This window comes from Paenibacillus sp. Soil787 (genome assembly GCF_001429545.1).
Lineage (GTDB): Bacteria > Bacillota > Bacilli > Paenibacillales > NBRC-103111 > Paenibacillus_E.
The window spans coordinates 140,264-152,266 of sequence record NZ_LMSP01000023.1 but is presented as its reverse complement, the minus strand read 5'-3'; the positions used below and the strand labels follow the sequence as shown (position 1 = coordinate 152,266).

Here is a 12,003-nt window from a genome sequence, read left to right as displayed (position 1 = left end):
TGAAACAACTGCTATTATTCTGGTAATACTGATCTTAATAAACGAGTAAAAGTTAGCAACGACTTGTTTGAACATGGTACACTTAGTAAAGTGTCATACGCATAATCAGAAGGAGGTTGAACATCATGTCAAATCCGGATGAGAAGAAAATTAACACCTATCAAGATTGGCTGACATGGGACGGAACGTGGGAGTTAATTGATGGCAAAGCCTATAATATGTCGCCAGCTCCAACCTCATTACATCAATTTATTGTAGGAGAGCTTCATTTCGCCCTGCGGACATTCTTTCAGAATCGGAGTTGCTTTGTGTTCGTGGCTCCATTTGATGTATTTTTCAGCGAAAGTGAAGAATATGAGTCACCCGATCATGTTACACAGCCCGACCTCTCGGTTGTTTGCTCAAAGGATCAGATCTCAAAAAATGGCTGTCAGGGTGCTCCAACTGTAATCATTGAAGTGCTATCCCCATCCACCGCGTTAAAGGACTTTAATGAGAAGTTCAATTTATATCAGAAGTATGGGGTACAGGAATATTGGATTGTCGATCCAGGAAACCGAACGGTTCACGTGTATTCGCTGCAGGATGGCAGTTATCAAGTACGTCATCTGTATACGGAGCAGGAAACGATCCAATCCATCACATTTAAAGATTTACAAGTGCCCATGAACAGGCTGTTCAGTCTGGAATAATTAGAGCAAAAAAACCGGTGAGATGCGCTCTCGACCGGTTTTTTTTTTACACTGAAGTTTATTGGGTAAAGGGGTGTATAGAACTTTCCTATTTTACAAAAACCGACGATGATGCTTCTTCCCGTCAAAAGTGAACAAAACCGGCTTATCCTCGACGATGGTATGCATATGAATAGATTTGCCCCAGAGCTTATAAATGTAGGGGAGCGTTCGCTCGACATACTTGAGATCAAGTTCTACCCCTTCGAAAGCGTGTTTTAAATACAATTCACCGCTGCGCTGGTAATCGCCATCTTCCACAACGATGTAGGGGAAACCACCATTCACTCTGGAATAAATGAGCTGATCCCGAGTATTTTCCCACGTTTTATCCGTAATTTTCCACTCTGGGCCTTTCTTTTCAAATACATATAAATCGAGTTCTTCCACAAGTGGTTTATTCAAATAATTCCGGATAAAAGAGGTATCCGATTCGTATTCGCGAACCTCAAATATTTTATTCCGACCATCGCCGGGTTTGCGACCATGCCTTCTTATTTCTTCCTCTGTCGGATTGTCCCAGTGCTTCTCGATATCTTCATAAATTTTGAGCCCGAGATAATAAGGATTTAAGGTATGACGTGATGGAACTACGACCGAGGAGTTGAGCTTGGAGTACTCAATCGTCTCCTCTTCAGTCAAATCCAGCTCACGCAGTATGCGTTGGTGCCAGTAGGAAGCCCAGCCTTCGTTCATGATTTTCGTTTCTAGCTGCGGCCAGAAATAGAGCATTTCATCGCGGAGCATCGTCAAAATATCCCGCTGCCACTCTTCCATGTAGGGGGCATTCTCCTCAATGAAGAGCAATAGATCTTTTTCAGGTTGAGGTGGAAAGCGTTTGTTTTCCTCTTTTTCAGGTACAGGAGGTTTGTTCTTAACATCTAGATCCCAAATATCCTCATATCCATAGGTTGCTACAGATCGGGTGTTTGGTGTGGAGGCTTTATGGGTTTCCTGACGCTTACGTGTTTGTCGATAGGAAAGGGTCAGCACAGGATCAATATGCTCCTGAATCGCTAGCACGGCGTCAATGAATTGCTCGACTTCGTCAATGCCGTGTTCGATTTCATATTGCCGAATTCGTTCGGCGGTAGCGGACATGCTCTCTACCATATTGCGGTTCGTATTTGCGAAACGGGCGTTATTTTTGAAAAAGTCACAGTGGGCAAGAACGTGTGCGACAATCAGCTTATTTTGAATGAGAGAATTCCCATCTAATAAGAAGGCGTAGCAGGGGTCAGAGTTGATGACCAATTCGTAAATTTTGCTCAAGCCAAAATCATACTGTGTTTTCATGCGGTGGAAATTTTTACCGAAACTCCAGTGACTGTAACGCGTCGGCATTCCATAGGCACCGAAGGTATATATAATTTCGGCGGGGCAGATTTCATACCTCATCGGGAAGAAATCAAGTCCAAAGCCTTTCGCAATTTCCGTTATTTCATCAATGGCGTATTCGAGCTTTTGGATTTCAGTTTTACTCACTGAACAGCCACTCCTTCCTGCTTGGTAAAAAAGGTTTTCAGTGCTTTGTACACTTCACCTTTCTCACGAATGACATAATGAAGAAATTTAGGATCATGAATATGGCGGAAAGCGGACATGAGTGTACTGCTGCGATTGTACTGGTTGACTTCTCCGTAACCGAACATGTTGGAGCGCTCCATTAACTGAGTTATGAGCTTCACACAGCGTTCGTTATCTGACGTCAAATTATCTCCATCAGAGAAATGAAACGGATAAATATTGAATTGTGACGGTGGATAACGCTTGTCGATAATATCAATCGCTGCTTGGTAAGCCGAGGAGCAAATCGTACCTCCGCTTTCTCCTTTGGTGAAAAACTCTTCCTCTGTGACCTCTTTAGCTTCGGTATGGTGAGCAATAAAAACAATCTCGACATTCTCATACTTCGTGCGCAGGAAGCGGGTCATCCAGAAAAAGAAGCTGCGGGCTATATATTTCTCAAGAGGTATCCATCATCGCAATAATCAGAGCATTCGAGTGAGGCTTCTCTATCTCTTCCCACGTTTTGAAACGAAGGTCATCGGGGCTGATATGATGGATCCCAGGGGAGTTCGAGCGCGAATTACGCCGCATATTCTCCAGAATGGTCCGTTTCTTATCGATGTTGGACATAATCCCTTTTTTGCGGATATCGTTGAAAATCACTTCTGTCGTCGTCATATTGCGCTTATCTTTTTTCTGCAAATTGGGCAGCTCCAGCTCAGAGAACAACATGGCTTGCAGTTCCTCCATGCTCACTTCCGCTTCATAGTAATCTTCGCCGGCTTGATCGCCTGCACCCTCACCTTTCCCAGGGGCTTGGGCTGGCTGTGGATCTGTTCCCAACACATCGCCGACCTGGGAGTCCCCGTCACCCTGCCCCACATGCTTTCCTTTACTGAAGTTATAGCGGAATCGGTATTCGTCCAGACTTTTAATAGGCACCTTTACGACCTGTTTCCCATTGGACATGACAATACTTTCGTCGGTTACCAGATCGGGAAGATTCTGTTTAATGGCTTCTTTCACCTTCTCTTGGTGCCTGGTCTGATCCTGATATCCTTTGCGATGCAAGGACCAATCCTCTTTGGAAACGATAAAAAGGGGCTCTGTCATGGGGACACCTCCTTGGAGTTTTGCTTTTGCAAAAGCATGTGCTTCCTGATATGGAAAGCTTAACGCTGAAACAGACTTAGAAGGAATAAAGCTTGTTACTAAATATATTCAAGTGTGCGGGGGATATGTGAAAGATTGAGGATTATGATGATAAGACGTATTTACTCTAAATGGATATTCGATTAAGCTTATCAACATATCATATTAGGGTGAGAGGACTATTTTATGACAAAATTATTTGTTTTTATCGTATCCACTTGCTTACTAATCACCTTTCTATTTACGTTCCACTATGTTTACCACGTTTATCAGAGCAGTAGGGATGAACAGATCGATGCCGTCTCCGGCACTTCGAACAAAATACGGATTGTCATGATTACGCAGGAATTGGAAAGTCCGTTTACGAAAGCGCTTCAAAATGGAATCGGCCGTATCGCAAAAGAGAATAACATGGAGGTGAACGTATGGGGGACCTATCATTCGAATCAGATCGAGTTGCTGAAATATATGGATATCGCGATTGCTTCCAAGGTGGACGGCATTATTGTACAGGCGATGGATGGACCAGAGTTTGTAGATAAGGTGCAGACGGCAACCGAAAAGGGAATTCCTGTTATTACAGCCGGTACAGATGCTCCAAGTAGCTTGAGAAAAACCTATGTAGGCCCGGACCATAGTAAAGAAGGGGAGCTCTTAGCTGCTGAATTGATGCTTCATATGCAAGATGGAGAGATGATTTGTTTAGTGTCCGGAAGCAAAATGAAGAGTACGGAAAGAATTAGGCTTGAAAGTATTCAAAAAACATTGTCCCTACATACATCGGTCCATGTGGTCATTGTGGAAGGTGACGAAACTGAACTGAACCAATCGAAGCTATTGGTGAATAATGTGTTAAACCGATACCCCGACATGAAGTTGTTTGTGGGATTAAATGCGGAAGCGGGGATCGGAATCGTACAAGCATTAAGAGAACGAGGACGTGGGGATAAAGAAAATGTTTACGCATTCGATGACACACCGGAACTACGCGAGAAGGTCGATTCGGGCTGGATCAAAGCGATATTGGTGAATGATAATACAACACTCGGGGAGAAGAGTATCCTGTTGATCAAGCGTTGGTTAGAAAATGCCGATCTTCCTTTGCCGCGAAATGTAAATACGCAAGTCATTCTATACAAAGGGAAGGGCAGCCAATGAATACAATCCGCAAAAAAATCATCTGGTTGTCCCTTTGCAGTTGGGTCATTATGGCGAGCATCTGGTTAGCTCTAAGTTTCTATAATCAACAAACCGTAGAAACCTACAATACCATCCTGAAAAGGTATTTATTTATGAATGAGATTTCGCAGTTAAGCTCGAATTCGGTTTCATTGGTAAACCGATTCATGGATGAGCATCAGACGAGGCAAAAAGATGAATACAAGTTGGTGAAAAAACAGTTGGAGCTGGCGGAATCACAGCTGCAGTCGATAAAAAATTCGAATAACGAGGTTTTTTTAGTTAATTATAGGAACATGATTGACAGTCAAATCGAAGCTATGGAGCTCACCGTTACCCAGGTGGAAATAGACAATCGGGAGCGTGCGCAGGAGCACTTTGATGAAGCGACCAACATCTCAAAGTTCATTTCTGAAGCCACCCTTTCCCTATTAAGTACGGAGCTCAAAACGTATAATCAATTTTACCAATCGATGATCCAGCGTAGCAGGGATTTGCAGAAAATGGGGTTTTGGACGCTGGCGATGGCATCCTGTATTTTGCTTCTGTTCTCTTACCGATTTGCTAGCGGCATTACACGTCCGATTTTAACGCTTTCTCTTGCAGCCAAAAAGATTGCCCTGGGAAACTATGATGACCAGATCGAAATCGAAACGAATGATGAAATTTCATTACTCTCGCGCACCTTCAATCAAATGCGTTTGAACATTCAGCGATCGATTACGGAAATTCAGCATAATGCCCAGCTCGAGACCGAACTGCAGGAGCACAAATTAAGATTAAAAGAAAATGAATTGAAAAGCTTGCAGAGCCAGATTAATCCGCATTTTTTGTTCAATACTTTAAATATTTTATCGAAGAAGGCTTATTTGGAAGGTGCAGAGGAAACAAGTGATCTCATCAGTTCAGTCTCCGGATTGTTAAGATATAATCTCAAACAATTAGATAGACCAGTTACTCTTCGTGACGAACTGGTTGTGCTTGATGAGTATTTGACGATTCAAAAAGCTAGATTTATGGAGAGGGTTCAATATCGGAAAGAAATCGACACTACTTGTTTGGATGTTAATATTCCTAATCTTACGTTGCAGCCATTTGTAGAGAACGCTTTCATTCATGCGATTGAGCCATTGGTCCAAGGTGGCTGTATTTCCATTCGCGTATCCAGACAGCCGGGCAGCGTAATCGTCGAAATCATGGATGATGGTGCTGGTATGGCTGACGACCGCTTGAAAAACATTTATGAAGCTTCAAGTAGTGAGGGTAAGCAGGGTCATTCTACGGGTATAGGCATCAGCAATGTCGTGCACCGTTTACAATTATTTTATGGCATACAGGATGTTGTAACAATTAAGAGCTCTCCGGGGCAAGGGACATGTGTGAGGTTATCCCTACCAATAGAAGAAGGTGATAAAGATGATTAAAATCATCATAGTAGATGATGAAACGATCGAAAGAGAGGCTTTGCAAAAAATTATAGAACGTGGAATTGAAGGGATTGAAGTTGTCGGACATGCCGAAAATGGTAGCCGTGCTGTTCAATTAGCACGCGAATTGGAACCTGATCTTATCCTGATGGATATTAAAATGCCTGGATTAAGCGGGCTGGGGGCCATCGAACAAATCAAGGAACAGCAGCCGATGATTAAATACGTGATGGTTACGGCTTATGATACGTTTGAGTATGCCCGTCAAGCTTTGCAGCTGGGGGTGAAAGATTATTTAGTAAAGCCCAGTAAAGCACAGACGATTGTTGAAATCATTCAAAAGGTTGTAACCGAAATTAAGCAGGAGAAGCTGCTTATGGAGAAACGGGCTGCTCAGAACCGGAACATGCAAAAGCTGTTGCCGATTGTAGAAGCCGATGTAGTAACGCAGCTTTTGTTTGATCATATTCATGAAGTTCATCTGGACGAAATGTTGAGACTTATCCCGCGTGAAGAATTGCATGCTTATTTTGTCATTGTAGTGAGTGTCATTCCCTTAGAGAAGCCTGATAACGAAGAGATAGATGTAAGTATGCCCTCGTTGCAGTTTGAAGAGATCTACCGTGCTTTTAAAGAACAATTTCGCGCTGTGGCAAATGGATGGATCGGTCCCATGTCAGCTTGGCAAATTCCAGTCGTGGTCTTTACCCAATTGCAGAAGTCGTATCGTTCACAAGCGGTATCCATGGTTCAAAGGCTCGTACAAATGTCGGTTGGCAAAAAAGCTTATCGATTATTTGTCGGTATCGGAGAAGTCTATCACTCTCTGGAAGATGTCCGAAGTTCGTACCATGAGGCTTTATTAGCATCACGTAATCTGGAACTGCCTGCCAAGATCAGCTTTTATGAGTCAGCCCTCAGGCAAAATGAAGACCAACAGGTGTCTGCGTTAGTGGAAAAGCGGATTGTGGAGGAAGCACGGCGTGGGAATTGGCTTAGACTTGAGTACGAGTTTCTACAAGTCATACAAAGATATGAAATGGCAGGAATTGCAGTCGTCACTGCGCAGCAAAGGGTGTATGAACTGCTTTTCGTCGTATCGCGTTTAATGCTTGAGATGGGTGTACATGTGGATCGGCAAGATGCTTTTTCACAGAAGTCGACGTACCAACAGTTGAAAAGGCAAATGATCGATTGCATTCAAGGGATGGCGAAAGCTTATATGGAGGTAAAACTGCAACTGGAGCCGGTTATCATGCTGCAAATCAAACAATACATCCAAAAAAATGCACATGAGAATATCTCGCTCGAAACGGTTGCGGAACAAGTGCGGTTAAGTCCTCACTATGTAAGCAAAATGTTCAAAGAACAGGTTGGGACAAATTATATTGATTATTTAACGGAATGTCGGATCGAAAGAGCGAAGAACCTCTTAAGTGATCCAGAGAAAAGTTTGAAGGAAATCACCTATGAAATCGGCTACAACGATCCGAACTATTTCAGTCGGGTGTTTAAGAAGATGACGGATCGTTCGCCTACCGAATATCGCAAAGAATTGATAATGAGAAAACGAATCTTATGAAAGCGGTTTAAAATAATGCTTGAAATTGTAAAAAAGTGAAGGTGATTACTGCCATTTTCCAATCGGATAGATGCTATATTGACAGGGGAAGTTATCATTTAACTATTAAAGGAGAGGGTTATACAATGAAAAGATGGATGAAAAATAGTGGGATAGCAGCGGCGGCAATGGTGGTTGCTGTTTCACTTACGGCTTGTGGAGGCAGCAAAGCAAGTTCAGGAGTAGAAGCTTCTACGCCAGTAAAAGCAGCAGAAACTGCTGCAGCTGCGACGAAAGCGCCTTCAAAAGATGGGAAGAAGATCGTAATCGGCTTGTCGATGGATACACTCCAGGAAGAACGCTGGCAGAAAGACCGTGATATCTTCGTAGAAGAAGCCAAGAAATTGGGCGCTGAAGTCAACGTACAATCGGCGAACAGCGATGATGCCAAACAAATCTCACAAGCTGAAAATTTAATCAGCCAAGGAGTAAACGTATTGGTCGTGATCCCTCATAACGCCGATGCATCTGCAGCCATCGTAGAGAAAGCACATGCGGCTGGTATTAAAGTACTTTCATACGATCGGTTAATTACGAATTCGGATTTGGATATATACTTATCTTTTGATAATGAAAAGGTTGGAGAAATGCAGGCGAAAGCCATTGTAGAGAAAGCGCCAAAAGGTAAATATGTTTTGATCGAAGGAGCAGATACGGATAACAATGCGCATTTATTCCAAAAAGGCCAAATGAATATTTTGGATCCTCTTGTAAAAAAGGGCGATATTCAAATCGTATTCAATCAATGGTCCAAAGATTGGAACCCGGCAGCAGCCTTGGCAAATATGGAAAATGCCTTAACAGCAAACAAGAATCAAATTGATGCTGTCGTTGCTGCGAATGATGGTACCGCAGGCGGCGCGATTCAGGCCTTGACTGCTCAGGGGCTTGCGGGCAAGATCCCGGTCTCCGGTCAAGATGCGGAGTTGGCGGCAGCTCAACGGATTGTTGAAGGGACGCAAACGATGACGGTCTATAAGCCAATCAAAAAATTAGCCACTAAAGCAGCTGAAATCGCTATAAAAATGGCTAAGGGTGAAGATACAGGTGCAGACAAAAAAGTAAATAACAAGAAAATGGATGTTCCGTCCATTTTGCTTGAGCCAATAGCTGTTAACAAAGATAATATTGACAGCACCGTTATTGCTGATGGGTTCCAGAAGAAAGAAGATGTCTACAAAAACGTGAAAAAATAAGAAGAGAATGCGAGGCAGAGCAAGTATGCTGCCTCGCTTTTTAAAAAGAAAAGGAGGGGAGCTCATGTCGGATATAGCATTGGAAATGCGTAAGATTACGAAGCAATTTCCAGGGGTTAAAGCTTTGAATGAGGTCACGTTCCAAGTGAAAAAAGGCCAGGTGCACGCTTTATGCGGTGAGAACGGTGCTGGCAAATCAACGCTTATGAAGGTACTCAGTGGTCTTTATCCAACTGGAACCTACGAGGGGCAAATTTTGATCGATGGGGAAGAGAAGTCCTTCCAAAGCATTAAGGATGCTGAGCAAGCGGGTATTGCCATTATTTATCAGGAACTTGCTTTGGTAAGAGGGCTAACGATAGGTGAAAATTTATTTCTTGGCAATGAACGGTCCAAGTACGGGATTATTCAATGGAATCAGGTGTATAAAGAAGCGGAGAAATGGTTGAATGAAGTGGGACTTAAAAGGATTAAAGCGAATCAAATCACGGGTACCTTGGGAATTGGCCAACAGCAGCTTGTTGAGATCGCAAAGGCACTCTCGAAGAATGCGAAAATCTTAATACTTGATGAACCTACGGCCGCGCTTACTGAGCAAGAAGTCGCTATTTTATTGAACATATTGCGGGAATTTAAAAAGCGGGGCGTGACCTGCATCTACATTTCCCATAAGCTGAACGAGGTATTCGACATCTGCGATACGGTGACCATTTTACGGGATGGTGAAACGATTACAACGCAAGCAGCTGCAGATCTCACGGAAGACAAAGTGATTTCGTACATGGTTGGCCGTGAGCTAAAAGAAAGATTTCCTTATATGCCTTCGAAGCCCGGAGACGTCGTGTTATCCGTGCAAAATTACACGTTATGGTCAAATGATTTAACACATCGTAAAGTGATTGATGATGTCTCCATAGAAGTTCGCAAAGGGGAGATTTTGGGGATATCAGGGCTTATGGGAGCTGGCCGCACGGAATTAATGATGAGCTTATTTGGCGTATATGCAGGTCGTTCGCAAGGAAAAGTTTCAATTGAAGGTAAAAAGACATCCATCAAAGATGCTCAGGATGCTATACGTGAGGGACTTGCGCTTGTATCGGAGGATAGGAAGAAGTACGGTCTCGTTATGAATATGGACATTAAGAAAAATACGAGTATTGCCAGTTTAAGAGCTGTTTCTAAATGGGGCACAATTAATGAAAATAAAGAGATTCAAAGTGCCAAAACCTATTTGCAATCTCTGAAAATAAAGGCAAATTCGATAGAGACGGTAGTTGGAACATTAAGTGGAGGCAACCAACAAAAAGTTGTGCTTGGTAAATGGTTAATGACGATGCCTAAAGTGCTGATTCTCGATGAACCTACCCGCGGAATTGATATTGGGGCCAAGTATGAAATTTATAACATTATGAATGAATTGGTGCAGCAGGGTGTCGCAATCATTATGATCTCCTCGGAACTTCCGGAAGTTCTCGGCATGAGCCATCGGATATTAGTACTGAGTGAAGGAAAGTTTACTGCGGAATTTACGCATGAAGAAGCGACCCAGGAAAAAATTATGTATGCTGCTACGGGAGGGAAATAAGTTGAATGTTAACATAAGTTCGGAAACAGGAGCGGGCACGAACACAAAAGGTTTCAAACAGAAATTGTTTAGAATGGATGTGCGCGCCTATACAATGATCGGCGCTTTGGTGGTGATTTGGCTGCTTTTTTCGTTGCTGAATGAGACATTTTTAACACCAAGGAATTTGTCTAACCTTTTTTTACAAATGTCCGGAACAGCTGTCCTGGCAATTGGTATGGTTTTGGTGATCGTAGCCGGACAGATTGATTTATCGGTAGGGTCGTTGGTCGGGCTTACGGGTGGAGTCGCAGCGATCTTAAACGTTTGGTACGATTGGAATACGATCCCTGTTGTCATTGTAACCATTGCTCTTGGTGCAGTAGTAGGACTGATCCAGGGCTGGTGGATCGCCTATCGTTCGGTGCCTGCTTTTATCGTGACGCTTGGCGGCATGCTTGTGTATCGTGGTATTCTACTGATGGTTAGTGGCAGTAAAACGATTGCTCCTTTATCACCTGCATTCCGGAAGATTGGCCAGGCGTATTTGGGAACGGGAGCAGGTCTCTTATTAGGTATTCTCTCATTAATGATTACGGTAATTATCATTTTCAGAAAACGTGCGTCACGTATCCAATATGGTTTTGAAGCTCCGTCCATTGCAATGAGTATAGCGAAGATTGTATTTTACGGGGTCCTTATTTTGGGGTTCGTGTTTGTTATGAATCAATATCAAGGTATTCCGGTACCCTTTGTTACCGTAATTTTGATGGCGCTTATCTTTACCTTTATTTCTAAAAATACAGTGTTCGGTCGTCAAATATATGCGATCGGAGGTAACGCGGAAGCATCCAGTTTGTCAGGGATTAACATAAAAAGGCGGTTATTGTTCGTTTTTGTCCTGTGTAATACGCTAGCTGCAATCTCGGGGATTATTTTCACCGCTCGTTTGAATGCGGCTACAGTTACTGCAGGTAACATGCTGGAATTGGATGCGATTGCTGCTTGCGTAATTGGCGGAACGAGCTTGGTCGGTGGTGCAGGAACGATTCCCGGAGCTATCATCGGTGCTCTTGTGATGGCAAGTCTAGATAACGGCATGAGCATCATGAACCTAGATTCTTATTGGCAATATATCGTAAAAGGATTGATTTTGGTTATGGCCGTTTGGGTAGATATTTACACAAGACAGAAGAAAAAAGTATCCTAGATTGTTTCAATAGCGAATGATTAAATCAAAGAAGTCTGCCCAAATCTCCCATGGCTGCGAAAAGGAGATCAAGCAGACTTTTTAGTTACTTCTGCAATACGAGGTATCCATCATCGCAATAATCAGAGCATTCGAGTGAGGCTTCTCTATCTCTTCCCACGTTTTGAAACGAAGGTCATCGGGGCTGATATGATGGATATCCAGACCGTTTCAAGCTCTACCGCACGATTTAAATGAAAGTATTGTGATGGAAAGACGCAGGGTCTTATTCTGGTTAATCCGATATGGACAAGAATCATGAGACCAGATCAGCATGGATACGTAGGCAGAAAAGTCTGCTTGAGCTAAGCCGCTCAAACAGGCTTTTTCTATGAACTGGAACGACTTCCCAAAACGTTCCGACCCATCTGCCAT

The 12,003-nt window shown here is 43.1% G+C and carries 8 protein-coding genes and 1 pseudogene; 7 read left to right on the top strand and 2 right to left on the bottom strand.

All coding sequences use genetic code 11. From position 1 onward, the window contains the following. Nucleotides 1-125 precede the first annotated feature (125 nt). A complete protein-coding gene (locus tag ASG93_RS20220; RefSeq protein WP_056834606.1) occupies nucleotides 126-692 on the top strand; it encodes a Uma2 family endonuclease in 567 nt (188 codons plus the stop codon). Nucleotides 693-785: 93 nt separating this feature from the next. On the opposite strand, the gene ASG93_RS20215 is transcribed toward ASG93_RS20220, so the two are convergent. Together ASG93_RS20215 and yhbH are read right to left on the bottom strand one after the other, a co-directional pair. Beyond that, nucleotides 786-2,216, bottom strand: a complete 1,431-nt coding sequence (locus tag ASG93_RS20215; RefSeq protein WP_056834598.1) for a SpoVR family protein — start codon at nucleotides 2,214-2,216, stop codon at nucleotides 786-788. Continuing rightward, nucleotides 2,213-3,353 (bottom strand): annotated as a pseudogene (gene yhbH / locus ASG93_RS20210) (sporulation protein YhbH). The gene ASG93_RS20215 and the pseudogene yhbH overlap by 4 nt, the downstream one beginning before the upstream one ends. Before the next feature lie 225 nt (nucleotides 3,354-3,578). On the opposite strand from yhbH, the gene ASG93_RS20205 reads away from it, so the two are divergent. From ASG93_RS20205 to ASG93_RS20180, 6 genes are all read left to right on the top strand, one after another. Next, nucleotides 3,579-4,550: a substrate-binding domain-containing protein gene (locus tag ASG93_RS20205; RefSeq protein WP_056834596.1), complete on the top strand. Its 972-nt coding sequence runs from the start codon at nucleotides 3,579-3,581 to the stop codon at nucleotides 4,548-4,550. Further along, nucleotides 4,547-5,995, top strand: coding sequence for a sensor histidine kinase (locus tag ASG93_RS20200; protein ID WP_056834594.1), 1,449 nt, complete (start codon nucleotides 4,547-4,549; stop codon nucleotides 5,993-5,995). Before ASG93_RS20205 ends, ASG93_RS20200 begins: the two co-directional genes overlap by 4 nt. Then, a complete protein-coding gene (locus tag ASG93_RS20195) occupies nucleotides 5,988-7,580 on the top strand; it encodes a response regulator (RefSeq protein WP_056834592.1) in 1,593 nt (530 codons plus the stop codon). The genes ASG93_RS20200 and ASG93_RS20195 overlap by 8 nt, the downstream gene beginning before the upstream one ends. A 125-nt stretch (nucleotides 7,581-7,705) precedes the next feature. Further along, a complete protein-coding gene (gene xylF / locus ASG93_RS20190; protein WP_056834590.1) occupies nucleotides 7,706-8,815 on the top strand; it encodes a D-xylose ABC transporter substrate-binding protein in 1,110 nt (369 codons plus the stop codon). 64 nt (nucleotides 8,816-8,879) lie between these two features. Next, nucleotides 8,880-10,400, top strand: a complete 1,521-nt coding sequence (locus ASG93_RS20185; RefSeq protein ID WP_056834588.1) for a xylose ABC transporter ATP-binding protein — start codon at nucleotides 8,880-8,882, stop codon at nucleotides 10,398-10,400. 73 nt (nucleotides 10,401-10,473) lie between these two features. Further along, nucleotides 10,474-11,589, top strand: a complete 1,116-nt coding sequence (locus ASG93_RS20180) for a sugar ABC transporter permease (protein ID WP_235550931.1) — start codon at nucleotides 10,474-10,476, stop codon at nucleotides 11,587-11,589. Nucleotides 11,590-12,003: the final 414 nt, after the last annotated feature.

Bases quoted from the DNA above. Each gene is read 5' to 3' on its own strand.
- ASG93_RS20180 (WP_235550931.1), top strand. From the start codon at position 10,474: ATGGATGTGCGCGCCTATACAATGATCGGCGCTTTGGTGGTGATTTGG.
- ASG93_RS20185 (WP_056834588.1), top strand. From the start codon at position 8,880: ATGTCGGATATAGCATTGGAAATGCGTAAGATTACGAAGCAATTTCCA.
- ASG93_RS20195 (WP_056834592.1), top strand. From the start codon at position 5,988: ATGATTAAAATCATCATAGTAGATGATGAAACGATCGAAAGAGAGGCT.
- ASG93_RS20200 (WP_056834594.1), top strand. From the start codon at position 4,547: ATGAATACAATCCGCAAAAAAATCATCTGGTTGTCCCTTTGCAGTTGG.
- ASG93_RS20220 (WP_056834606.1), top strand. From the start codon at position 126: ATGTCAAATCCGGATGAGAAGAAAATTAACACCTATCAAGATTGGCTG.
- ASG93_RS20205 (WP_056834596.1), top strand. From the start codon at position 3,579: ATGACAAAATTATTTGTTTTTATCGTATCCACTTGCTTACTAATCACC.
- xylF (WP_056834590.1), top strand. From the start codon at position 7,706: ATGAAAAGATGGATGAAAAATAGTGGGATAGCAGCGGCGGCAATGGTG.